This is a genomic window from Tardiphaga sp. GW822-FHT04G09, from assembly GCF_058800725.1.
This window is the reverse complement of sequence record NZ_JBXAMO010000005.1, coordinates 151,124-175,335: the sequence shown is the minus strand read 5'-3', so window position 1 is coordinate 175,335 and position 24,212 is coordinate 151,124. Positions and strand designations below refer to the sequence as shown.

22 protein-coding genes and 1 pseudogene are annotated in these 24,212 nt (G+C 62.9%); 12 read left to right on the top strand and 11 right to left on the bottom strand.

Annotated features, from left to right (window positions below):
* Window positions 1-19: 19 nt before the first annotated feature.
* Window positions 20-343 (bottom strand): annotated as a pseudogene (locus AC1RLZ_RS12090) (transposase); the annotation flags it as partial.
* A 250-nt stretch (window positions 344-593) separates the two neighbouring features.
* Here AC1RLZ_RS12090 and AC1RLZ_RS12085 point away from each other — a divergent pair.
* The 3 genes from AC1RLZ_RS12085 to AC1RLZ_RS12075 all read left to right on the top strand — a co-directional run bounded on the left by AC1RLZ_RS12085 (window position 594) and on the right by AC1RLZ_RS12075 (window position 5,346).
* Complete coding sequence (locus AC1RLZ_RS12085; RefSeq protein ID WP_493188824.1) at window positions 594-4,403, top strand: autotransporter outer membrane beta-barrel domain-containing protein; 3,810 nt, start codon at window positions 594-596, stop codon at window positions 4,401-4,403.
* Window positions 4,404-4,444: 41 nt separating this feature from the next.
* Window positions 4,445-4,681 carry a carboxymuconolactone decarboxylase family protein gene (locus tag AC1RLZ_RS12080; protein WP_493188823.1) on the top strand — a complete coding sequence of 79 codons (237 nt, stop codon included), beginning with the start codon at window positions 4,445-4,447 and terminating at the stop codon, window positions 4,679-4,681.
* Between the two features lie 140 nt (window positions 4,682-4,821).
* Complete coding sequence (locus tag AC1RLZ_RS12075; RefSeq protein ID WP_493188822.1) at window positions 4,822-5,346, top strand: GNAT family N-acetyltransferase; 525 nt, start codon at window positions 4,822-4,824, stop codon at window positions 5,344-5,346.
* Between the two features lie 121 nt (window positions 5,347-5,467).
* Here AC1RLZ_RS12075 and argC (AC1RLZ_RS12070) read toward each other — a convergent pair whose 3' ends face one another.
* The 6 genes from argC (AC1RLZ_RS12070) to AC1RLZ_RS12045 form a co-directional block, all read right to left on the bottom strand.
* Window positions 5,468-6,526 (bottom strand): N-acetyl-gamma-glutamyl-phosphate reductase, encoded by a 1,059-nt coding sequence (gene argC / locus AC1RLZ_RS12070; protein ID WP_493188821.1) that lies wholly within the window; start codon window positions 6,524-6,526, stop codon window positions 5,468-5,470.
* 59 nt (window positions 6,527-6,585) lie between these two features.
* A complete protein-coding gene (gene argC, locus AC1RLZ_RS12065; RefSeq protein ID WP_493188820.1) occupies window positions 6,586-7,560 on the bottom strand; it encodes an N-acetyl-gamma-glutamyl-phosphate reductase in 975 nt (324 codons plus the stop codon).
* On the bottom strand, window positions 7,560-8,243 hold the full coding sequence (locus AC1RLZ_RS12060) for an FMN-binding negative transcriptional regulator (protein WP_493188819.1): 684 nt from the start codon (window positions 8,241-8,243) through the stop codon (window positions 7,560-7,562). Before AC1RLZ_RS12060 ends, argC (AC1RLZ_RS12065) begins: the two co-directional genes overlap by 1 nt.
* A gap of 217 nt (window positions 8,244-8,460) precedes the next feature.
* On the bottom strand, window positions 8,461-9,450 hold the full coding sequence (locus AC1RLZ_RS12055; protein ID WP_493188818.1) for an MBL fold metallo-hydrolase: 990 nt from the start codon (window positions 9,448-9,450) through the stop codon (window positions 8,461-8,463).
* Between the two features lie 139 nt (window positions 9,451-9,589).
* Window positions 9,590-10,579 carry an MBL fold metallo-hydrolase gene (locus tag AC1RLZ_RS12050; RefSeq protein ID WP_493188817.1) on the bottom strand — a complete coding sequence of 330 codons (990 nt, stop codon included), beginning with the start codon at window positions 10,577-10,579 and terminating at the stop codon, window positions 9,590-9,592.
* 154 nt (window positions 10,580-10,733) lie between these two features.
* Window positions 10,734-11,264: a DedA family protein gene (locus AC1RLZ_RS12045; RefSeq protein ID WP_493188816.1), complete on the bottom strand. Its 531-nt coding sequence runs from the start codon at window positions 11,262-11,264 to the stop codon at window positions 10,734-10,736.
* Between the two features lie 274 nt (window positions 11,265-11,538).
* Between AC1RLZ_RS12045 and AC1RLZ_RS12040 the strand changes: the two genes are divergently transcribed.
* From AC1RLZ_RS12040 to AC1RLZ_RS12020, 5 genes are all read left to right on the top strand, one after another.
* Window positions 11,539-11,916 (top strand): hypothetical protein, encoded by a 378-nt coding sequence (locus AC1RLZ_RS12040; RefSeq protein WP_493188815.1) that lies wholly within the window; start codon window positions 11,539-11,541, stop codon window positions 11,914-11,916.
* 104 nt (window positions 11,917-12,020) lie between these two features.
* Window positions 12,021-14,069 (top strand): DNA topoisomerase IV subunit B, encoded by a 2,049-nt coding sequence (gene parE / locus AC1RLZ_RS12035; RefSeq protein WP_493188814.1) that lies wholly within the window; start codon window positions 12,021-12,023, stop codon window positions 14,067-14,069.
* A 78-nt stretch (window positions 14,070-14,147) separates the two neighbouring features.
* Window positions 14,148-14,339: a hypothetical protein gene (locus tag AC1RLZ_RS12030; protein WP_493188813.1), complete on the top strand. Its 192-nt coding sequence runs from the start codon at window positions 14,148-14,150 to the stop codon at window positions 14,337-14,339.
* Between the two features lie 94 nt (window positions 14,340-14,433).
* Window positions 14,434-15,204 carry an SDR family NAD(P)-dependent oxidoreductase gene (locus tag AC1RLZ_RS12025; RefSeq protein WP_493188812.1) on the top strand — a complete coding sequence of 257 codons (771 nt, stop codon included), beginning with the start codon at window positions 14,434-14,436 and terminating at the stop codon, window positions 15,202-15,204.
* An 18-nt stretch (window positions 15,205-15,222) separates the two neighbouring features.
* Complete coding sequence (locus AC1RLZ_RS12020; RefSeq protein ID WP_493188811.1) at window positions 15,223-15,993, top strand: SDR family NAD(P)-dependent oxidoreductase; 771 nt, start codon at window positions 15,223-15,225, stop codon at window positions 15,991-15,993.
* A 6-nt stretch (window positions 15,994-15,999) separates the two neighbouring features.
* Here the strand turns inward: AC1RLZ_RS12020 and AC1RLZ_RS12015 are convergent, their stop codons facing one another.
* The 4 genes from AC1RLZ_RS12015 to AC1RLZ_RS12000 all read right to left on the bottom strand — a co-directional run bounded on the left by AC1RLZ_RS12015 (window position 16,000) and on the right by AC1RLZ_RS12000 (window position 19,202).
* Window positions 16,000-17,232 (bottom strand): FAD-dependent oxidoreductase, encoded by a 1,233-nt coding sequence (locus tag AC1RLZ_RS12015; protein ID WP_493188810.1) that lies wholly within the window; start codon window positions 17,230-17,232, stop codon window positions 16,000-16,002.
* Between the two features lie 71 nt (window positions 17,233-17,303).
* Complete coding sequence (locus AC1RLZ_RS12010) at window positions 17,304-17,444, bottom strand: hypothetical protein (protein WP_493188809.1); 141 nt, start codon at window positions 17,442-17,444, stop codon at window positions 17,304-17,306.
* On the bottom strand, window positions 17,422-17,700 hold the full coding sequence (locus AC1RLZ_RS12005) for a DUF4440 domain-containing protein (protein ID WP_493188808.1): 279 nt from the start codon (window positions 17,698-17,700) through the stop codon (window positions 17,422-17,424). Before AC1RLZ_RS12005 ends, AC1RLZ_RS12010 begins: the two co-directional genes overlap by 23 nt.
* Window positions 17,701-17,702: 2 nt before the next feature.
* Window positions 17,703-19,202 carry a caspase family protein gene (locus AC1RLZ_RS12000; protein WP_493188807.1) on the bottom strand — a complete coding sequence of 500 codons (1,500 nt, stop codon included), beginning with the start codon at window positions 19,200-19,202 and terminating at the stop codon, window positions 17,703-17,705.
* Window positions 19,203-19,430: 228 nt separating this feature from the next.
* Between AC1RLZ_RS12000 and AC1RLZ_RS11995 the strand changes: the two genes are divergently transcribed.
* The 4 genes from AC1RLZ_RS11995 (at window position 19,431) to AC1RLZ_RS11980 (ending at window position 24,092) form a co-directional block, all read left to right on the top strand.
* Window positions 19,431-19,739, top strand: coding sequence for a hypothetical protein (locus AC1RLZ_RS11995; RefSeq protein ID WP_493188806.1), 309 nt, complete (start codon window positions 19,431-19,433; stop codon window positions 19,737-19,739).
* A gap of 370 nt (window positions 19,740-20,109) precedes the next feature.
* A complete protein-coding gene (locus AC1RLZ_RS11990; protein WP_371421641.1) occupies window positions 20,110-20,724 on the top strand; it encodes a TetR/AcrR family transcriptional regulator in 615 nt (204 codons plus the stop codon).
* 117 nt (window positions 20,725-20,841) lie between these two features.
* Window positions 20,842-22,218, top strand: coding sequence for an MFS transporter (locus AC1RLZ_RS11985; RefSeq protein ID WP_493188805.1), 1,377 nt, complete (start codon window positions 20,842-20,844; stop codon window positions 22,216-22,218).
* 347 nt (window positions 22,219-22,565) lie between these two features.
* The gene (locus AC1RLZ_RS11980) at window positions 22,566-24,092 is read left to right on the top strand and encodes a DEAD/DEAH box helicase (protein WP_493188804.1); all 1,527 of its coding nucleotides are present in this window, start codon (window positions 22,566-22,568) and stop codon (window positions 24,090-24,092) included.
* Window positions 24,093-24,212 lie beyond the last annotated feature (120 nt).

Genomic DNA, 24,212 nt, shown 5'->3' with positions numbered 1-24,212 from the left:
GCCGTTTTGTTTGGCCCATCAGGCCGCCTCGTGACCGCCCCATATCCTGCTGATTGTTGTCCGCGATACAGGCTCCATACTGGTGCACGCGCACAATGGAGGTATCGATCATCTGCACCGCCGCGTCATGACCGGCGACCAGCGCGTCCACGATCTGGTCCCAGACGCCTGCCCGCCGCCACCGAACGAAGCGATTGTAACAAGTGGTGCGGGGGTCCTACGTCTCTGGCAGGTCGCGCCATGGCGCACCTGAACGGAGGACCCAAAAGATCCCGCGCTTCCGAGATTGACCGCTAGCCGGACACGCCGTCGACTTGCCAAAATCGACGCGATTACCCCGCAACGGACCTCGCCTCTTAAGCCAACTGGTGACGTTCATATCCAGTGCGTGTTCCTCCTGTGATATTAATGACGCGGTCGGCCAAATACGGCGGCGAGCCTTGTCGGATGACCGATATTGGTTGGACTCCGCGATGTTTTCCCCCGCTAACCTGTCTGCACAGAACCCCGCTTAACGGGTCCAAGCACGGCGAGCGCCGCAAAGGCGCAACGGAATTTCAGACGTCGCTATTTGGGCTGCGGGGAGATTTTTTTTGTCTTATTTTGTAGCGTCTGAAGGTGCGCTGGAAACCGGTGCGGCCGTTGTTGCGCGCAAGCGATCGAATAGCCGCTTTGCGGCGCTGACCTTGGCCGTGTTGTCCAACCGCCTGCTGGGCACCAGCTCCATGGTGGCGCTCGGACTGGTCCTGGCAACATCGACGCCATCGCGCGCCTCCGACTGGACCGGCGGCACCTCAACCGACTGGTTCATCGGCACCAACTGGTCGGGCGGCGTTCCAACCGCAGGGAGCAACGCAGATATCGGCACCGTCGCGCTCAATACCACAGTGGTCGGAGCGCCCGGCGCGCAAGCGAACGCTGTCAATGTCGGCAAGTCCGGCATCGGCACGCTGACGATCCAGAACGGCGGCGCGGTGAGCAGCGCTCTCGGCGTTCTCGGCTACAATGGCGGCTCGATCGGCACCGCGACGGTTGATGGCGTCGGCTCGACCTGGACCAATTCCGCCGTGTTCATTGTCGGCCAATCCGGCACCGGCACGCTGACGATCCAGAACGGCGGCGCGGTGAGCAGCGCCACCGGCTATCTCGGGCTCTTTGCGACCGGCACTGCGACGGTTGAGGGCGTCGGCTCGGCCTGGACCAGTTCCAGCGACCTCTTTGTCGGCTATTCCGGCACCGGCACACTGACGATCCGGAACGGCGGCAATGTGAGCAACGCCGGCTTCGGCATGCTCGGCGTCAATGCCGGCTCGACCGGCACCGCGACGGTGGATGGCGCCGGCTCGGCCTGGACCAATTCCGGCGACCTCTTTGTCGGCCAAGACGGCACCGGCACGCTGACGATCCGGAACGGCGGCAAGGTGAGCAACGTCACCGGCGATCTTGGCGTCAATGCCGGCACGACCGGCACCGCGACGGTGGACGGCGCCGGCTCGGCCTGGACTAATTCCGGCGACCTCATTGTCGGCGATTCCGGCACCGGCACGCTGACGATCCGGAACGGCGGCACGGTGAGCAACGTCGCCGGCTATCTCGGCTCCCTTGCCGGCTCGACCGGCACCGTGACGGTTGATGGCGCCGGCTCGTCCTGGACCAGTTCCAGCACGCTCTTTGTCGGCCGTTCCGGCACCGGCACGCTGACGATCCGGAACGGCGGCAATGTGAGCAACGCCGGCTTCGGCTATCTCGGCTTCACTGCCGGCACGACCGGCAGCGCGACGGTTGACGGCGCCGGCTCGACCTGGACCAATTCGAGCACTCTCATTGCCGGCGTTTCCGGCACCGGCACGCTGACGATCAAGAACGGCGGCAAGGTGAGCAACGCAGGCATCGGCGTCCTCGGCTTCAATGCCGGCTCGACCGGCACCGCGACGGTTGATGGTGCCGGCTCGGCCTGGACCAGCTCCAGCGTCCTCATTCTCGGCGATTCCGGCACCGGCACGCTGACGATCCGGAACGGCGGCACGGTGAGCAACGTCGCCGGCTATCTCGGCTCCCTTGCCGGTTCGACCGGCACCGTGACGGTTGATGGCGCCGGGTCGTCCTGGACCAATTCCGGCGACATCTATGTCGGCAATTCCGGCACTGGTACGCTGACGATCCGGAACGGCGGTGCGGTGAGCAACGTCATCGGCTGGATCGGCACCGATGTCGGCTCGACCGGCACCGCGACGGTTGATGGCGCCGGCTCGGTCTGGACCAATTCCGGCGCGCTCGTTGTTGGCTCTGGAGGCACCGGCACGCTGACGATCCAGAACGGCGGCAAGGTGAGCAATGTCCTCGGCTATCTCGGCTTGATTCCCGGCTCGACCGGTACCGCGACGGTTAATGGCGCCGGCTCGGTCTGGACCAATTCCGACACGCTCGCCGTCGGTCAATACGGCACTGGCATGCTGACGATCGCCAATGGCGGCGCCGTCTCGACGGCTTCGGGCATGCAGATCGCCGCTTTGGCCGGCTCGACCGGCACGCTCAATATCGGCGCCGCCTCCGGTCTGGCCGCAGCCGCGCCGGGCACGCTGACCACACCCTCGGTCGCGTTCGGGGCAGGCACCGGCCGCATCGTCTTCAACCACACCGCCTCGAACTACAACTTCGCCCCGATTATCTCCGGCGCGGGGGCGGTGACGGTGGAGAGCGGCACCACCATCCTGACCGCGACCAACCCCTATAGCGGGGCCACCACGGTCAATGGCGGCACGCTGGCGGTCAATGGCTCCATCGCCAATTCGGCGGTGACGGTCAATGCCGGTGGCACGCTCGGCGGCAACGGCACCGTCGGCGGTGCTACCATCAACGGCGGCGGCGTGCTCGCGCCCGGCAATTCGATCGGCACGCTGACGGTCGGCGGCAATCTGGCGTTCGGCGCCGGCGGCATCTACCGCGTCGAGGTCTCGGCATCGGCCGACCGCACCAATGTCACAGGCGCCGCGACGCTCACTGGCGCCACCGTGCAGACGGTCTTCCTGCCGGGCAGCTATGTCAGCAAGAACTACACCATCCTGTCGGCGGCCGGCGGCCTCGGCGGCACCAGTTTCGGTGGCGTGAGCGGGCTGCCGAATTTTAACGTCGGCCTGAGCTACACGCCGACCGACGTGCTGTTGAATCTCACGGCGTCGCTCGGCCTCGGCGGAGCATTGGGCGGCACTCAGCAGAATGTCGCGGGCGCGCTCAACAACTTCTTCAACACTGGCGGTGCGCTGCCGCCAGCCTTTGTCGCGCTGTTTGGTCTCACCGGCGGCAATCTCTCATCCGCGCTGTCGCAGGTATCGGGCGAGACCGCGACCGGCTCGCAGCAGACGACCTTCAGTGCGATGAACCAGTTCATGGGCGTGATGACCGATCCCTTCATCGACGGTCGCGGCGATCCGGTTTCAGCGGGATCGTCCGCGGGTGCATCGGCCTATGCCTCACCGGACATGCCGCGCTCCGGTGCGGCGCGCGACGCCTATGCGATGTTCACCAAGGCGCCGGTCATGGCCGATCCGTTCGCGCAGCGCTGGAGCGTGTGGGCGGCAGGCTATGGTGGTTCGCAGACCACGAACGGCAACACGACACTCGGCTCCAACAACACCACCAGCCGCATCGCAGGCATCGCGGTCGGCGCCGACTACCGTATCTCGCCGAATACGCTGGCAGGCTTTGCGCTGGCGGGCGGTGGCACGACCTTCAGCACCGTCAATGGCGGTTCTGGCCGATCCGATATGTTCCAGGCCGGCGCCTTCATCCGGCACAATGCGGGGGCGGCGTATCTCTCCGGCGCGCTGGCCTATGGCTGGCAGGACATCACCACCAACCGCACCGTGACGGTGGCCGGCATCGACCAATTGCGCGCGCAGTTCAACGCCAATGCCTTCTCGGGTCGCGTCGAAGGTGGCTATCGCTTTGTTAGCCCATGGATGGGCGGCATCGGCATCACGCCCTACGCAGCAGGACAGTTCACCACCTTCGATCTGCCGGCCTATGCCGAGCAGGCGGTCACCGGCGTCAACACCTTTGCACTGGCTTACGCATCAAGGAGTGTCACCGATACGCGCAGCGAACTCGGCCTGCGCAGCGACAAATCATATGCGATGCCGGACGGAATCGTCACGCTGCGGGGGCGCCTGGCATGGGCGCATGGTTTCAACCCCGGCCGCAATATCGGTGCGACGTTCCAGACGCTGCCGGGTGCATCCTTTGTCGTTGGCGGCGCCGCGCAGGCCGGCGACTCTGCGCTCGTCACTGCCTCCGTCGAAAAGAAATGGCTGAACGGCTGGTCCGCCGCCAGCACCTTCGAAGGCGAGTTCTCTCAGCTCACCAGGAGCTACGCCGGCAAGGGCGTGGTGCGGTATGCGTGGTGAGGTGACGACTTCCGGTTTCGGCACTTTTCGGACGTGCCGTCATGTCCGACTTGAATCCGGAATGCGCACCAAAGCGGACGTCCACCGACTACCCTGAATTTATGAGTTCGCGCTCTAGCTACGCGCTCAACGCAGGCGCCAAAGAGGAAGAGCTGAAGGAGATCGTCAATCTGACGACCGTCCATGCCGGTTTTCCGCGCGCCGTCGAAGCGGCGCAGACACTGAGCGAGATGTTCAAGGAGCGTGCGCAGAAGCCGGGGTCAGCGACAAGAGCATAGAAAAAAGGCCAGAACGCAAGTTCGGGCCATTTTGTTGCTGACGCACCTGCTCATATGTCGCGTCACAAGAAGACCGGCAGTTTGGTATGATATCGACGCGTATGAACACGCGCGCATCAGCTCCAACGGACAGGACTGCGATGTCTTCCGAGTTACCTGCAACCCATCCGGTTCAATTCGACTGGTGTCACGACGCAGCCGCAACCGATGCTATCCTCGGCATCCTGCTGGCGTATGACGATCCCGCCTATATCTCCCATTCGGAACTGCAATACGGCGTCGCCGAGGCCATCGGCCGGTGGGCCCCGGATCGCGCGACCAAGGCCCGGCACTATGTCGCGGATCTGCTCTCGGATTCGTCAGGCAATGAAACGATGGTCGCGACTGCGATACAGGATGGCACGATCGTCGGATTTGCCCTAATCGAGATCTCGCGGCTCAATCCGGAGCGGCCGTTTGCCACCATCCACGATGTGCTGTTTTCTCCGGCGGTTCGCGGCCACGGACTTGGCGGCGCCCTGTTTGATTGGCTCACGGAGCAATGCCGCGCGTGCGGTGTGAAACGCTTCTTCCTGGAGAGCGGCGTCGACAATCACCGGGCCCATAGCTTCTTCCAGCGGCACGGCTTCCAGCAAACATCGATCGTCATGATGCGCGATCTCTGACAGGCTGACGGAGCAGCAGGCGGATCGGCGAAACAAGAGCCGACCACGCACCCGCTTTCTCCGTCATGGCGGGCTTGTGCCGGACATGACGGAGTGTGTGGATCAAGAAGCGGAGCATCCCTTACGGGAACATCGCCGGCTGATCGATGCCCAGCGTCTCGGCAAAACCGAGTACCAGATTCATGTTCTGCACCGCCTGCCCCGACGCGCCTTTGGTGAGGTTGTCGAGCGTCGAGACGATGATGGCGCGGCCCGGGATACGGTCAGCGGCAACGCCGATGAAGGTCATGTTGGAGCCGCGCACATGCCGCGAATGCGGCGTCTTGCCGAATGGCAGGATGTGCACGAACGGCTCCTTCTCATACTGCTTCACCAGGACGTCGTGCATGTCCTGCGCCGTCTTGCCGCGTCGGCCCCGCACATAGATGGTCGAGAGGATACCGCGGTTCTGGGGCAGCAGATGCGGCGTGAAGCTCACCACCACCTCCTTGCCGGCGGCCTTAGAAAATTCCTGGTCGAGCTCTGCCATGTGCCGGTGATGACCGACACCATAGGCGTTGAAGCCTTCTGACACTTCCGAGAACAGCATCTCTTCCTTGGCCGAACGCCCCGCTCCGGTCATGCCGGATTTGGCATCGATGACGATCTCGTCGGTTTCGATGGCGCGCGCTTTCAGCAGCGGCACCAATGGAAGGATCGCGCATGATGTGTAGCAGCCGGGATTGGCGATCAGCCGCGCCTTCTTGATGTCGCGCCGATAGAGCTCGACGAGGCCGTAGACGGCTTCCTTCTGCAGCTCCAGCGCGTGATGCTCATGGCCGTACCATTTCGCATAGGCGGCGGCGTCCTCGAGCCGGAAGTCGGCAGACAGATCGATCACCTTGGTCTGCGGCGCCTTGGCCAGCAGATCCTGCAGCACCTTCTGCGTGGTCGCATGCGGCAGCGCGCAGAACACCAGATCCAGACCGATGGTTGTCCAATTCACGGAGTCGATGCTCACAAGCGTCGGCAGTTCATAGGGTGCGAATTGCGGGAATACGTCGCCCATCGCCTGCCCGGCGCGCCGGTCGGCTGTCAGCAGCGCGAGTTCGACCTTGGGGTGGCGCAGCAGCAGCCGCACCAGTTCGGCACCGGTGTAACCGGACGCGCCGAGAATGCCGATCTTCTTCTTCGTGCTCATCACATCATTCCTTCGAGGGTCGTCGCAAAAGCGGAGCGAGGTCGACGCCCATGCCTATTTCAATCCAGGCCGAGCATCAGCCGCATGTTCTGTACCGCCGCACCGGACGCACCCTTGCCGAGATTGTCGAGCCTGGCGACGAGAACCACCTGGCGGTGCCTGTCGCTGGAGAACACGTAGAGTTCGAGCATGTTGGTCTCGTTGAGCGCCTCAGGCTCGATCCGTCCGCGCGTGATCGCCGCGTCGTCCATCGGCATCACCGACACGATGCTGCTCGCGGCGTACCATTTGGCCAGCGCGGCGTGGAAGTCGGCGGCATCAGGCTTGCCGGGCAGAGCATCGAGATGCAGCGGGATCGAGACCAGCATGCCCTGTCGGAAATTGCCGACCGACGGCACGAAGATCGGCCGCCGCGTGAGGTGGGAATAGAGTTGCGTCTCCGGCACGTGCTTGTGCTCGAAGCCGAGGCCATAGAGTTCGAAGGCCGGCGCGGTGCCGTCCTCAAAACTTTCAATCATCGATTTGCCGCCGCCGGAATAACCGCTCACCGCATTGATGGAGACGGGGTAATCGGCGGGCACCAGTCCGGCATCGATCACCGGCCGCAGCAGCGCGATCGCGCCTGTCGGATAACAGCCCGGATTCGAGACTTTCCGGGCGGCGCGGATCTTGTCCGCCTGATCCGGCGCCAGCTCGGCAAAGCCGTAGGTCCAGTCGGGCGCTACCCGATACGCGGTCGAGGCATCGAGCACCTTGGGGCCTCTGACTCCCATACTGTCGATCAGCGCGACAGTCTCCTTCGCCGCATCATCCGGCAGACACAGGATGACGAGATCCACTTCCTCCATCAGCGCCAGTTTTGCGGCGGGATCCTTGCGCTTCTCCGCGTCAATGTGTTTGACGGCCACGACGCTCTGACGCGCGAGACGCTCGCGAATGCCGAGCCCGGTCGTTCCTGCGGCGCCATCGACGAATACGGTGGGCGTTGCCGAGAGGCCGCCAGCCGCGCCAGCCTTTGCCTGGATGGTCCTCATCACATCGTTCCTTCGAGACTCGCCATAACATTCAATTGTGACACATCATCCGCGAACAGATGCGGACGCAATTTGCGCATCGCATTTGAAATCTCGAACGCGGCAGGCTCCGGCCGCAGCGCCAGTGCGCTCATGACAGCCAGATGATCGGCATCTGACTTGTGCTGGTTGAGCTTGGAGCTACCTTCCACCTCGTCCACTGTCATCACCACACCGACGATCGCCTTCTTCATCGCCTCAAGCCGCCCCGCCGCCATCTTATCGGAGGTCCAGGGCCTCTTCGGCGCCAGCCGTGTTTCGAACCTTGCGCTCAGCGCGTCAAGATGCGGGCCCAGTTCACCACCCGACAGGATGCGCACCGGTCCGGTGAGATGGACCGCCTGATAGAGCCAAGTCGGCACCTGATCGGGAGATACGTACCAGTCGGCCGACACATAGGCATCAGCGCCCAGGATGGCCATGGCCCATGGCGTCACGCCGTCTGCGAGCTTGAGCAGCGGATTTTGTCGCGCAAGGTGAAAGGCCAGACGCGGCGTGCCGTCATTGCCGTAGTCGAGGCAGAAAGGCACCGCGGAGGCGATCGGCTTCCTGCCATCGAAGGCGCAGACCGTGCCGAAGCCGCGCGCGCTCGCAAACGCCAGTGCGTCGGTCCGGTCGGTCTGAAATTTGGGCGGCGTATACATGACGGGCTCCTTCCTGAGTGAAGGCCGCCGGATGGGTCGCGCTGCTGTTGGGAGAAAGACTGCCGCGGGCCAGATCCGGCGGCAGTGAGAGATCGAAACGCTTATGCGCGCATATCTCCACCTGCCGCGAGAATGCGGCGGCGGCGGGCGATGATGCTGGTCGCTGTCTTGATCATGGGCGCGGTCATAGGGCCGCGCCCGCGATCCGTCAAGATCGTCAGAGCACCGGGCTCCACGGCGCCGGCACCACGCGGTAGCCGTTGCCGTCCTTTTCGACGAAGCCGTTGGCCGGGAACGGATAGTGGAAGCCCTGCACCCGCATCCTGTCGGCGACCAGCATGTCATAGACCTTGTGCCGGGTGGTGGCCGCCTGCACCGGGTCCTGATCGAACATGATCTGCCAGTCCGGATGGGCGGCGAACAGCGCCGGATGATTGGTGACGTCCGACTGGATGAAGACCTTGTCCGAGCCGGACGACAGCACATAGGACGTGTGGCCCGGCGTGTGCCCGATCGAGGCGATGGCCAGCAGCCCCGGCGCGACGTCCTTGCCCCACTCATAGGGCGTGACCTTCTTCTTCAGCCCGGCCTCGAACACCCGCCGGTTGTTCTTGAACAGGCCGGTCATGCGATCGCCGGTGGCACGGCTCATCTCGCCGTCGTCCATCCAGAACTTCCACTCCACTGCCGGCACCAGCACTTCGGCATTGGGAAACGCCAGCACGCCATCCGCCGTCAGCAGACCGTTCACGTGGTCGCCGTGGAAGTGCGAGATCACGACCATGTCGATCATCTTGGGATCGAACCCCGCCGCCATCATATTGGTGGCGAACTGGCCGACATTGCCCTTCGTTGCCGCAAAGGCGCCGGGCCCGTTGCCGGTGTCGATCACCACCAGCTTGCCACCGGTGTTGATCACCAGCGGCGCATAGAAATTCGTGATCTGGTCTTTCGGCAGAAACGCCTTGGCCAGTGCGGCGTTGATGTCGTCTCGCTTGGCGTTGGGGATATAGGTGTCAGCCAGCGGAAAGGTTGCCGCGCCATCGGATATCGCGTTCACCTGAATGTCGCCGACCTTGTAGCGATAGAAGCTGGGCGCCTGTTTGTCGGCCAGAGGCGCTGCCGCCTTTGCCGGAGCCGAAGAAAGCAGTGGCGTCACTGCGAGCGCGGCGGCGCCGGCCAGTGCATGCCGTCGTGACAGATCCATGAGGTCTTCTCCCATCGCTTTGCGTGGTCGCTGTTGGCGCGACTCCCGTGCAGACTGGCACGGCGCGATGCCGGAGGCGACGGTTTTCGCGGGAGCGGCGGCCTGCGCAGCAGCGCAGGCCGGAATGGTCAGGCTTCGCTTAGATCACCGGGCTCCACGGCGCCGGCACCAGCCGATAACCACCACCATCCTTTTCGACATAGCCATTCGCCGGGAACGGATAGTGGAAGCCCTGAACGCGCATCTTCTCCGCCACCAGCATGTCATAGACCTTACGCCGGGTTGTTTCCGCCTGTGCCGGATCCTGATCGAACATCAGATGCCAGCCGGGATTGGCGACGAACAGGGACGGATGGTTGGTGACGTCGGACTGGATGAACAGCTTGTCGCTGCCGGACGACAGCACGAACGACGTGTGGCCCGGCGTATGACCAACCGACTCCACGGCGAGAAGGCCCGGCGCGACGTCCTTGCCCCACTCATAGGGGGTGACCTTCTTCTTCAGCCCATCGTTGAAGAGTTTCCGGTTGCTGGCGAACAGACCCTTCATGCGGTCATTGGCGGCCTTGGCCATCTCGCCATCGTCGTTCCAGTACTTCCACTCGGCGGCCGGGACGAGGACCTCGGCATTCGGAAAAGCCGGCGTGCCATCGGCGGCAAGAAGCCCGTTCACGTGATCGCCATGGAAATGCGAGATGATGACCATATCGACGTTCTTGGCGTCGATGCCGGCGGCGGCCATGTTGTTGGCGAACTGGCCGACATTGCCCTTGGTGGCAGCGAGGGCTCCGGGGCCATTGCCGGTGTCGATGACGACCAGCTTGCCCCCGGTGTTGATGACCAGCGGCGCAAAGTGGATGGTCATCTTGTCCTTCGGCAGGAAGGCCTTGTCGAGCGCCGCGTTGACTTCATCCTTCTTGGCGTTGAGCACGAAGGTGTCAGCCAGCGGGAAGGTACTGGCGCCGTCGGAGATGACATTTACCTGCGCATCGCCGACCTTGTAGCGATAGAAGCTCGGCGCCTGCTTGTCGGCCAGCGGAGCTGCGGCTTTGGCGGAACCTGTAGCGAGCAATGGAGATGCGGCAAGCGCGGCGGCTCCGGCAAGGGCGTGACGACGTGACAGGTCCATGATGTTCTCCTGGGTGAAGCAGCGAGCGGCGCGAGACAGGGGCTGGCGGAACTATCTACCAGCGTTCGATGACTTCTGCGAGTTGTCGCGGCATGCGGACACCGCGACACGTCAGCCGTCTAACACCCGGGCACGACGGTTATTCCCCGCCGGACTACTTCAGCTTCCAGAGCCATTCCACGGTCATCGACAGGCCATCGCCGAACAGCAGAAGAACGCCCGCCCAGATGAAGGCAGAGGTGAAGTTGGCGACCTGAAAACGCCAATATGGCATTTCGAAAATGCCGGCCGCCAGTGGCACCGAGGCCCGCAACGGGCCGAAGAAGCGGCCGATATAGATGCTGGGTACGCCCCACCTCTTCACGAAGGCTTCGCCGCGCGGAAGCAGCTCGGGGAATTTGGACAGCGGCCAGATCTGGGCGACCTGATCCTTGTATCTGAAGCCGAACCAGTAAGAGAGCCAGTCGCCAAGCGCCGCACCGATGGCCCCGGCAATCAGCACCGGCCAGAAGCTGATGCCGCTCGCGCCAACGAGCGCGCCGATAGCCACCAGCGCCCCCCAGGCCGGCAGCAGCAAGGAGATGAAGGCGAGCGATTCCCCGAAGGCCAGCAGCAGAACGATCGGCGCCGCCCAGACCTGGTTCTGGCGCACGAATTCGATCAGCCCGTGCATCCAGCCTTCCATATGGAGAGTGTTCCTTTACGGTTCTGGCACCGACCTGATTGGCCGCGAACCGTTTTAATCTTCAAACGCCCGCGACAGGTAATCCGGCCACGCCGATCACATCAAGTCACAACATCTGAGAGCCGACAGCCCCGATGCGGGTGCCCGCCGGTAGATTTGAACCTTTTCCCGGTTTCTGTGTCCAAGGTCACAGACCGGCTTACCCAATGGCACCTCTGTACCGCGGTTGGGACCTCCCGCCCGCTGTCAAAATCTGGAACTCAAAGGACTGAAGATGATCGGATCGCTGATGATGTGCGTGAGTGCAGTTGTATTGTTGATCGGCATGGTCGCCGGCGTTGTGATGGGCATTCGCCAGGACTTCCTGCTGAGCCCCGCACATGCGCATCTCAACCTCGTCGGCGGCGTGCTGCTGTTCCTGTTCGGGTTGTATTACCGTCTGATACCCGCAGCCGGACGCTCCCAGCTGGCCAGGATCCAGGGCGTCATGCACATCATCGGCGGCATCGTGTTCCCGGTCGGCATCGGCATTACCCTGCTCGCCAACCACGCCTATGTGGCCATTCCGATCGTCGGCTCGCTGATCGTGCTTGCGGCCATGGCCCTGTTCGTCGTGATCGTGCTACGCACCGAGCGCTCCGGCACCGCCTGATCGCCCCGAGGTCGCAGCCACATTGCCAACCCGAACGTGGCATAGTCACAGCAACGATTCGCCGCGCGTCGCGCGGCGCAACCCAAGACAAGACTTTAAGACATATGGCCAAGGCACAGAAATCAAACGCGAAAGCCGATCTTTTCGGCGGCGCCAGCGCACCAAAATCGGCTGCCGCACCAAAGGCGCCCGCCCGCTCCGCCACCGCCGAGGACGGCTATACGGCGGCCGACATCGAGGTTCTCGAAGGCCTCGAGCCGGTACGACGTCGCCCGGGCATGTATATCGGCGGTACCGACGAAAAGGCGCTGCATCACCTGTTCGCCGAAGTGATCGACAACTCGATGGACGAGGCGCTGGCTGGCCATGCGACCTTCATCGAGGTGGAACTCACCGCCGACGGCTTCCTCTCGGTGTCCGATAACGGCCGCGGCATTCCGGTCGATCCGCATCCGAAGCACCCGAAGAAATCCGCCCTCGAAGTCATCATGTGCACGCTGCATGCCGGCGGCAAATTCGACTCCAAGGTCTATGAGACCTCTGGCGGTCTGCACGGCGTCGGCGTCTCCGTGGTCAACGCCCTCTCCTCGCTGCTCGAGGTCGAGGTCGCGCGCAACCAGCAGCTCTACAAGATGACGTTCGCCCGCGGCATTCCGCAGGGCAAGCTCGAGGATCTCGGCAAGGTTCATAACCGCCGCGGGACGCGCGTGCGCTTCAAGCCGGACACCGACATCTTCGGAGCCAAGGCAGCCTTCAAGCCGCAGCGCCTGTTCAAGATGGCGCGCTCCAAGGCCTATCTGTTTGGTGGCGTGAAGATCCGCTGGAAGTGCGATCCGGAATTGCTCAAGGGCCTCGAGGACACTCCGGCGGAGGACGAATTCCACTTCCCCGGCGGCCTCAAGGACTATCTCGCCGCGGCTATCCACGCCGATACGCTGGTGCATCCGGAAATCTTCTCCGGCAAGTCGGGCCGCAACGGCGCCCATGGCGCGTGCGAATGGGCGGTTGCCTGGACTGCCGACGCCGACGGCTTCATGTCGTCCTATACCAACACGGTGCCGACGCCCGACGGCGGCACCCATGAAGCCGGCATGCGCAGCGCCATGTTGCGCGGGTTGAAGGACCACGCCGAACGCGTTGGCCAGGGCAAGCGCTCCGGCACCATCACTTCGGAAGACGTCATGGTCGGTGCCGCCGTGATGCTCTCGGTATTCGTGCGCGAGCCGGAGTTCCAGGGCCAGACCAAGGACCGTCTCGCGACCGCTGAAGCCCAGAAGATCGTCGAACAGGCCATCAAGGACCCGTTCGACCACTGGTTGTCCGGCAATCCGGTGCAGGCCAACAAGTTGCTCGAATTCGTGCTGGAACGCGCCGACGAACGCCTGCGTCGCCGTGCCGAGAAGGAAACCTCGCGCAAGACCGCGGTGAAGAAGCTGCGTCTGCCCGGCAAGCTCGCCGACTGCACCAATACCGCGACCGAAGGCTCCGAACTGTTCATCGTCGAGGGCGACTCGGCAGGTGGCTCAGCCAAGCAGGCGCGCGATCGCAAGACCCAGGCCATCCTGCCGCTGCGCGGCAAGATCCTCAACGTCGCCTCGGCGACCAAGGAAAAGCTGACGGCCAACGCGCAGATCAGCGACCTCATGCAGGCGATCGGCGCCGGCACCGGCGCACATTACCGCGAAGAGGACCTGCGCTATTCGCGCATCATCATCATGACCGATGCCGACGTCGACGGCGCCCACATCGCGTCACTGCTGATCACCTTCTTCTACCGGCAGATGCCAAAGATGATCGATGAAGGGCATCTCTATCTCGCAGTGCCGCCGCTCTATCGCCTCACCCATGGGAGCAAGACCGTCTATGCGCGCGACGACGCGCACAAGGACGCATTGCTGAAGAGCGAATTCAACGCCAACGCCAAGGTCGATGTCGGTCGCTTCAAAGGCCTGGGCGAAATGATGCCGGCGCAGCTCAAGGAAACCACCATGGACCCGGCAAAGCGCACCTTGCTGCGCGTGCAGCTGCTGCCGGAAGACCGCGACGGCACTGCTGACTCCGTCGAGCGCCTGATGGGCACCAAGGCCGAAGCCCGGTTTGCGTTCATTTCGGACAAGGCGGAATTCGCCAGCGACGAATTGCTGGACGTTTAAAACTCCCGCAGGCATCGCCTCTACGCGATACCTGCGCGGACGTCGAAACTATCGGCGACGACGCGCGTAGCTATCTACATGCGTGCACCATTCCTCACCCTCGGCATTCTCGCCTTCCTGATCGGCACCCTCTGGATCGGCCAGGGCACCGGCCTCGTCAATTGGCCGAGATCCAGCTTCATGATCAGCCAGATGCAGTGGGCCTATTACGGCGCTGCTCTCGCCGCGTTTGGCGTCGGCCTGATGGGACTCGGTCTCATGCGGCGGTAACGCCCCTCTTCCATCTTCCCGCCAGTCTTGCGATGATCCGTTCCAGACGCGCCACAGAATGCGTCGGACATCACAAGTCGCGGGGCGGACATTCTTGACCAGCAATCTCTTTGACCTCACCGGCAAGGTCGCCATCGTCACTGGCGGCAATACCGGTATCGGCCTCGGCATGGCACGCGGGCTGGCGAATGCCGGTGCCACCCTCGCGATCGCCGATCGCAACAGCGATAATGCGGCTCAGGCTAAAGCCGAACTTGAGAAATCCGGACATGCCGTGCTCGCGCTGACGACTGACGTCACCGACGCCAGGTCTGTCGCACAGATGGTCGCCGCGACATTGAGCGCGTTCGGCCGCATCGATATCCTCGTCAACAATGCCGGTATCAGCATCTCCGCGCCGATCGAAGAGATGGCACTGGCGGACTGGCAGAAGGTCATCAACGTCAACATGACCGCGCCTTTCATCTGCGCGCAGGCTGTCTATCCGCCGATGAAAACCGCAGGCGGCGGCAAGATCATCAATATCGCCTCGGTGCTGGCCACGCTCGGCGCCGGCCAGGCCGCAAACTACGCCGCCAGCAAAGGTGGCATCCTGCAATTCACCCGCGCGCTGGCGACGGCATGGGCTACGGACAACATCCAGTCCAACGCGATTCTGCCGGGGTGGATCGACACTGATCTGACCAAACGTGCCAAAGAAATCCGGCCCGAACTACATGACCGCATTCTCGGGCGCGTACCGGCGCAACGCTGGGGCACCCCAGATGATCTTGCGGGCGCGGCCGTGTTCCTGGCCAGCGCGGCTTCGGATTTCGTGAACGGAGCCGCCCTCACCGTCGATGGCGGCTTTTCGATTCAAGGCTGATGCAATGAGGACAACACCATGACTACAGGACTATTCGATCTCTCCGGCAAAGTGGCCATCGTCACCGGCGGCAATGGCGGCATCGGGCTCGGTATGGCGCGGGGTCTGGCGCAGGCTGGCGCGACCATCGCCGTAGTCGGCCGCAATCAGACCAAATCCAAGGACGCCGTCGCGGAGTTGACCGAGAGCGGCGCGAGGGCCGTCGCCATAGAGGCCAATGTGACCGACAAGACCGCTGTCGACGGCATGATCGCACGCGTGCTGAAAGAACTCGGCCGCATCGATATCCTCGTCAACAATGCCGGCATCAATATCCGCAAGCCGCCACACGAAATCGCACTCGACGAATGGGACAGCGTGATCAAGACCAATCTCACCAGCGCCTTCGTCTGTTCGCAGGCGGCGTATCCGGCGATGAAAGCCGCAGGCGGCGGCAAGGTCATCAATATCGGGTCGATGCTGTCGATCTTCGGCGCATCTTTCGCGCCGGCCTATGCCGCTAGCAAAGGCGGGATCGTGCAGTTCACCCGCTCCTGCGCCGTCGCATGGGCGCCGCACAACATCCAGTGCAACGCCATCCTGCCGGGCTGGATCGATACCGAACTGACACAGAATGCACGCCGTGAAGTCGACGGCCTGCATGACAAGGTCCTGGCACGAACGCCCGCCGGCCGCTGGGGCGCATCCAGAGATTTTGCGGGCATTGCCGTGTTCCTGTCGTCACGCGCCTCGGATTTTGTCACCGGCACGGCAATCCCCGTGGACGGCGGCTTCTCGGTGCAGGGATAGTCTGTTTCAGGCCTCAGGCGATCGCACGTGTTCCGGCCGCACACCGATGGCCAGGAAGCGTGCGGTCAGCCCCTGCAGCGGTGGAAACGCGCTGACCAGTCGCATGATCAGCGGCGGCGTCAGCGGCTCGCGGCTCTTGGCCAATGCCCGGCTGATGATGTTGTTCTGCATCACAACCTGCATGCCCTGTGTTACGCGCATCGGGAATTCGCGACGACGCCGCACCGCGCCGAGGTCGTCCTCGGTCACCAGTCCCTTCGCCAGCTTCGCCGCCAGCAGGTTGGCGGTCGCGACGGCGTCCTGCACCGCGATATTCACACCGACGCCGCCAACTGGGGACATCGCATGCGCGGCGTCGCCGATGCACAGCAGCCCCGGCCGGGTCCAGCGCTTGAGCCGATTGATCGCGACGGTCAGTAGTTTGACGTCGTCCCAGCTCTTCAGGTCTCCGATATGCGCGCTCAGCATCGGCGCCAGACGTGACGTCTCGGCACGGAAAGCCTCAAGGCCACGCGCCTTGATCTCCTCGTAGTGTCCCTTCGCAATCACATAAGCACACTGCCAGTAGTCGCCGCGATCGATGGTCACCATCATCTTGCCGGGCTCAAGGCGCGCGAACACGCTCTCCGTCTCCGAACCCTTGGCGACGCGAAACCACAAGATGTCCATTGGCGCTGCGATGTCTTCGACCTCCAGCTTCGCAGCCGGCCGCACGATCGAATGCCGACCATCGCAGGCCACGGTCAGATCGGCATGGATCTGGACCGGCCCCTGCTCGGTCATGGCTTTGACGCCAATCACCTGCTCGCCCGACCAGATGAGATCGGTCGCCTCGGTGTTCATCATCACCTTCAGATGCGGATAGCGTTGCCCCTTGTCGCGCAGGAAATTGAGGAAATCCCACTGCGGCATGAAGGCGATGAACGGATATTTCGCGCTGGTGCGGCTGATATCCGCAATGCGCAGCTTATGCGTTCCGAAGAAGCCATCCATTTTCTGGATACGGTCGTGCTTGATCTTGAGGAAGTCGTCGATCAGGCCGAGCTCATCCATCACCTGCAGCGTCGAAGGATGCACGGTGTCACCGCGGAAATCGCGGAAGAAATCGGCATGCTTCTCGAGGACAATCGTATCGATGCCGGCACGGCCAAGCAGATAGCCAAGCATCATCCCGGCAGGGCCGCCACCAACGATGCAGCAGCGCGCAGTCAGCGAGTTCTCGTTCGCGCCTGCCGTCATTCGTTTTCCTCAAGAACAGAATTACAACTTGAGGGAGGCTGCGGGTTTCCGTCAACGGAAAACGCAGTACTCTAGCTTGCGGGGATCGGCGTGCTCTGGAAAGCCAGCAATTGCCAGCGATCGTCACGACGGATCCAGACGACTGTCGTTCGGCTGTTGAGCTGTCTCAACTGCCCGGCGATCATGACCTCACCCGTCATACGGCCCGTCACAAGCGCAGCCTGACCAGCGATGCGGATATCCTGATCCAGGAAATTCAGCTCGTGATAGCGATAGTAAATGATTGTCGAGCTTGGCGATATATTCCGCCATCGTGTCAACTTCGGCGTTCGAATGCGTGTAGACCAGTTCTTCGGCAAAAAGCTCTTCGAGCTCTGGCACATCCGATCTCAACATCGCCTGCCGGCAGCGTTCTTCAAGCTCTTTGATGTCGGCGATGACTTTGGCTCGCAGGGCGGTGTCGATCATGCTTATCGATTTCCAGAACGTCGAAAGCTCTTGATTTCCGATACGCTGCCGTCGCGGAAGGTCAATTCGACAGAAACGAACTTCGTGGTCGCAGGGATCTTGATATACGGTTCGGCGCCAGATGGTGTCGCAATCGGGTCGTGCAGATCGCAGGGCGGGAATTTTAGAACCTTGTCCGGCACGGCACTGTCGATACCCACGCGGGCTTCGCGGATGGCGCAGCGATATGACATCAGGTGCGTATAGTACATCAACGGTGTGTTGTAGCCACCGAAGGCAAGCCAGCTTCCAGCGGTCATATCGAGGATCTTGCGCTGGTCGCGAACCAATGCGGCTTCCGGATCGAAGCGTATCGGAAAGGGGCCCTGCATTTCGCCGTTGGCGTCGATGTAACGCAGATAGATGGTCGCCGCCGCGGCATCGGCATCGAGCTGGATCGCCGGATTCGGCATCCGCTTGCGCGTACGTGGATCGAGCGTGTCCATGAAGCCGGTTTCGCGGAAGCTACCCGCCTCCCCCATCCGCCAGGATATGCCCAGCGTCGGATCGGCGATCGAGAACATCACGGTCCAGCCGCCATTGTGGCGCGAGAAGCTGGCGATCGGTGCGTTCACCGCATCGTTGGCGGGCGGCAGTTGCGGAACGTTGACAGGCGGCAGCGCAGCGACCTGCTGCAGCGGTTCGGCCGGCTGCGCATTGGCCGGCTTGGGCGCCGGACCATTGAGAAAGACGTCATCGACCATCTGGTCGAAATACACCGGCACCTGGCGGTGCTTCACGGTCTCCGCCATCTCGCTGACGGTCCGCCGCGTGCGCTGCGCAACCTGCACCAGGTTCAGCGATGGCTCCTGCAATTCCTTGATGAAGGCGCGCGTGAAAACCGAATTCGGATCGGTGTCGTTGTTCGACAAGCGATCCAGCGCGGTCTGCCGCGGCCCTGCCGAGAAGATCGAAAATACGCCTTCCGGGAGCGTTGTCATCGGGGCGAGGCCGCCGCTGCCGGCCACTGCGCGAGTGCCAGCGCGCTCGAACGGATTGTTGCGACAGGCATCGAACACCAGAATCGACGTCCGCGCGCCGCGCATCTGCAGGCGCGTCACGATACGGTCGGCAAGGATCGCGGAGTCGCGCACCAGTTCTTCCTGCCCCTCGGTGGCCGCCGGGACGTCCGTCGGCAGCAGGAAATTCTGGCCAGCGATCTCGAAACCGTGGCCCGCAAAAAAGAAAAAGGCCGTATCGCCTTTTTCGATCGTCGAATCGAAAGCGAGCAACGACTGGCTGAAGCCCTGCCGGGTCTGGTTCTCGGCCACCATGACACTGAAGCCGAGACCCTTGAGGGCGTCGCCCATGCTGCGGGCATCGTTTACAGCCTTCTGCAGCTTCGGCACGTTGCGGTAGTCATTATTGCCGATGACCAGCGCCACGCGTTTCGAGGCAAAGGCCGGCGCTGCCGAAAGTGCTGCCGCAGCCAGCGCCGCCAGCAGAATCAAAAGCCGTCGCATTGTTCTATCCCCGCCCCGCCAGCGCACTATCCGTATGGTGGCTCGACCGCGTGATTCTCTGCCTTGGTCGAGGCAGAATGGCGGCCGGTTCAAACCGAGGTCTAGCCGCTACCACCCATTTTGTCCCGCCTGCTCAGGCAGATCTTCTGCCCGCCGATTACAGCCCGCTGCCACATTTTCCGCCTTAATCTCCGCTAGCCCGAAGCCAATCAGAGTCTGGAGATCATCGTGAAATCACTCGTCCTCGCAGCCGCGCTGCTGCTTCCCACCATGGCACTTGCGCAGGATGCGGCCCCCGCCACCGCGGCAAAGCCCCCGGCTGCCGCCGCCAAACCGAAGCGCGCACCAGTTGCCGCCAAGCCTGCACAGACCACCCCGGAAGTGCTGGATATCACCCAGATCATCGGGATCCGCCAGGTCGATCCAGCGACATATGAGGTCGATGCCCGTCTACAGAGCGGCAGCGAAGTGCATCTGCGCATGAATGCTTTCGTGATGCAGAATCTCGGGATGCAGCTGGGCACTTATGGCAAATAGGCACCTTGCGGTATTCCTCGCACGCGCGCCGGAATTGGTGGGCTTTCGGACGCCTCGGCGTACGCTTTCGATCGAGGGTGATGACGTACCGCGCGTCGCGATGTCCTGTGGATAAGAGTTGCGCGGCAAACCATCGACATGATTGCCCCGACATGTGCTATGTGACAATTCATGAGGTCCGGAGCCAATCCGGGGGGCAATTGCTAAAGCCGGCCCCTGCTACAGGCAACCACGTTAGGAAGCGCGTCTCAGGAACTTTGCGTTCCTCCGTAGCTTGGCGATCTGAGGACGGGATTTTTTAGACTGTAAGATTTCAGGCAGTTTTTAATCACCCGCCCGAAGCCCGCTACGACTGGATACCTGACGACCAATGGCAAAAAAGATGATTACGCCCGGGCACGAGTTGCTGCTTCGGGTCAACCAGGCTTTCCTCGATCACGGCTATGCCGGTCTGTCGATGGTCGGTCTCGCCAGAGAATGCGGCTTCACGCAGCGCGCGCTCTATTACTATTTCAGCAACAAGGAAGAAGCATTTCGTGCGAGCGTCGCCCATCGCAACGAGGTTGCGATCGCGCAGGCGCTTGAAGCCGGCCAGAAAATCCGGGAAAGCGGCGGCAGCGCACTCGATATCTTTGCGACGATCATCGACCTGAGATACGGCGAAACCCGCCGGATGCTGACCTTCTCTCCGCATACCGTCGAGCTTAATGCGGAGGCCTTTCGGCGCTGCCGCGATCTCATGATCGAGTCCGCCATTGCCTTCCAGGCCGAGTTGGAAAAGCTGATCGTCGATTTTCACTACAGCAAACTGCTGGTCCTGACCGGTCGTTTCACGGCTGCACAGATCGCGCAGGCGCTGGCCGATGGTGGACGGGCAGTCAATCAGGCCCTCCCTCCGATCGCGGCGAATGACTTCTCGGCTCGCTATCGGCAGACCTGCGAGATGATCCTGTATGGCTGCGCGGCAGTGCCAACGCAGATCTGAAACGCCGCGGTTCGCCGCATATTCGCCCTCTCGACTCATAGAGTTCCATCGACATATGGTCCGCGCGGGCTGCGGATGACGCGTAATGCGTCACCGCTGAGCGATGCGGGGCTTCAGATGAACGACCAAGTACGGACGCACAGGGCGCCGACCAGCGCAGCCATGCCGACTGTTGCGGCACGCCTGGACGGCCTGCCAGTCTCGCCGCTTCACCTCGGTATCTTTGCGCTCTGTGCCTTCGGCCTGTTCGCAGACATCGCCGAAGTGGCGCTCAGCAATGCTTTTTCCGGCATCTTCCTTGCGCCACCTTATAGTATTTCGCGCGGCGATTTATCGTTGTTGTTGGCGTCGGTATTTGCCGGCGGTGCCGTTGGGGCGCCTGTTTTCGGCTGGATTGCGGATCGCTATGGTCGGCAGATCGCGCTGCAGAGCGCGCTCGCAGTTCTGGCGCTGAGTTCACTCGCCGTCGCCGCCAGTCGCGATGTCGCAACCATGACTGCCTTCCGCTTCATTTCCGGCCTCGCCATCGGCGGCTATCCGCCTCTGACATCGGCCTATCTGTCAGACCTGCTGCCGCCGAAGCGCCGCGGCCTGCTGATGATGCTGTGCGGCGCGCTCGCCTTTCTCGGTGCACCAGCGATCATCCTGATGATCCGCTGGCTGACGCCCATCGCGCCATGGGGCATCGAAGGCTGGCGCTGGGCTTTGATCTTCGGCAGCGCGTGCTCGACCCTGACGGCCCTACTGTTCTTCCTGGTGCCGGAATCGCCGCGCTGGCTCGCATCGGTCGGACGCGACGCCGAGGCTGATGTCGCGTGCCGTCGCTTCGAAGCGTCCGCGCGTCAGCCATCGCCGCCAGCGATCTCCGCTCCTGAAACGATTGCAACCAAATCCAGCGGCTTCCGAGCACTCGCCCGCGACCGGATCAGCCTGCGGCGCACAGCGCTTCTTGCCGCGCTCTATGTCCTTGGGCCCTGGGCCACGATCGGCTTCCCGCTGCTCAGCGCCGCAGTGATGGTGCAGAAGGGATTCCATGTCAGTGAATCCCTGCTGTTCGCTGGTCTCACAATGTTTGGCCCGTCGATCGGCATCGCGGCGGCAGCGGCCTTCGTCGATCGCATCCCGCGCCGCCTCGCTCTGATCGCCTGCGCTGTAGTGATGATCGCAACCGGACTGACTTTCGCGATCAGCACGGTCCTGACGCCGCTCATCGTCACCGGCATCGTCTTCAATCTCGCCAGCGCGGTCTATAGTGCCGTGCTCAGTCTCTATGCGGTGGAGTTGCTGCCGACACATCTGCGCGCCTCGGCCACCGCCGGCGCCTGGGGCCTCGGCCGCATTGTATCTGCACTGGTACCGATCGCACTGCTGCCGCTACTCGGCAGCCACGGCGCCATTGCGATGTTCACGGTGATCTCGGCCGCGCTCATCGTGAGCGGAACGCTGATCGGTATCGCCGGGCCGCCCGGCCGCGAACGCAAACCGGTCGACTAGATATCCCCGCGACCTCCGCGGGAAGTGCCGCGGGAGACCGTCAAAACGAGCTTTTATGGCCATTTATGCGTAAACATTAAGCGTTTTCGGCCGTTTCAGAGGGGGACGGATTGACTTTGGCCGATTCCGGCCTATGTTCCGGCTCGACGCGGCCCGGTATCGAAACGCGATATCTTGAGTAAGCCGCCTGTCAGCGCCCAGCGTCTCCGTGCATGTTTGCGTGCCGCTCCGGGGATAAGCGCTGCAGTATTTTCCGAGAATCCAAGCGGCGGTTTCGACCTGAGGCGTGATTCCGAACGGTGATCATCCGGATACCGGATCAGATCATGCCCCCATACAGAGGCTCAATGTCCTTCTCCAATCTCGGCCTGTCCGACAAGGTTCTCGCCGCAGTCGCGGCCACCGGTTACACCACCCCAACCCCCATTCAGGAACAGGCGATTCCTCATGTGCTGGCGCGCAAAGACGTGCTCGGCATCGCCCAGACCGGCACTGGCAAGACCGCTGCCTTCGTTCTCCCGATGATGACCATGCTGGAAAAGGGCCGAGCCCGCGCCCGCATGCCCCGCACGCTCATTCTCGAACCAACCCGCGAACTGGCCGCACAGGTCAAGGAGCAGTTCGACAAATACGGCGTCGGCCAGAAGCTCAACGTGGCACTGCTGATCGGCGGCGTCTCGTTCGGTGATCAGGACACCAAGCTCACCCGCGGCGTCGACGTGTTGATCGCCACCCCGGGCCGCCTGCTCGACCATACCGAACGTGGCGGACTGCTTCTCACCGGCGTCGAATTGCTTGTGATCGACGAAGCCGACCGCATGCTGGACATGGGCTTCATTCCCGACATCGAACGCATCTGCAAGCTAGTGCCGTTCACACGTCAGACCCTCTTTTTTACGGCGACCATGCCCGCCGAAATCCGCCGCGTCACTGAGACCTTCCTGCATAATCCGGTGAAGATCGAAGTCTCCAAGCCCGCCTCCACCGCCGTCACCGTGACCCAGTCGCAAGTGGCCGTCGGCCGCGAGCCGCACGAGAAGCGCGAAGTGCTCCGGGCCCTTCTCCGCGAAGCCACCGACCTCAAGAACGCGATCATCTTCTGCAACCGCAAGCGCGAAGTCGCGTTGCTCGCCAAATCGCTCCAGAAGCACGGCTTCAGTGTCGGCGCCCTGCATGGCGACATGGAGCAGTCGGCCCGCACGGCCGCGCTGGACCAGTTCCGCAAGGGCGAGCTGCCGATCCTGGTAGCTTCCGACGTCGCCGCCCGCGGCCTCGATATTCCTGCGGTCAGCCACGTCTATAATTTCGACGTCCCGCATCATTCCGACGACTACGTGCACCGCATCGGCCGTACCGGCCGCGCCGGCCGCACCGGCTCCGCGATCTCGCTCGTGTGCCCGTCGGACCAGAAGTCCATGCTGGCGATCGAAAAACTGATCGGCCAGTCGATTCCCAAGGTCGAAACCTCCATAGCGATCTCCGAGCCCGTCCAGGGCGAAACCGCTTCTGCCGAGGCGCCGCGCCAGTCGCGCAACCGCACCGGCAATCGCGAAGCCAATGCCGAACATCCGCGCGGCAGCCGCGACGGTCATCGCAAAGATCAGCCCCGTGAAGGTGGACGGGATCGCAAGCCGCGCCGTGAGCGTGGCCCGCGCGGTGAAGGTGGTCGTTCGGAAGGCGGCGAGCGCAGCCCGCAACCGCAGGCCGCTGAAACTTCTTTCACAGCACCCGTGGCAGCGGCAGCCCCGCAGGCGCAACGCCCGCCATCCATCGGCCGCGCCGAAGCGCCACGCCCGCGTCGCGAGGACAACGAACCGGCGGATCACTCGCACCTTCCCGCCTTTTTGTTGCGCCCCATCCGAGCACGCGCATAGGCAGTGTCCCGCCAGGAGCGTTTACGTGCCGTTCACTCTCGTCCCCTAATCTGAATGCGATATTTTTAACAAAATTGCATTTCAGAGGACGGCGCATAGCCGCTGTCCACGAGGGCACAG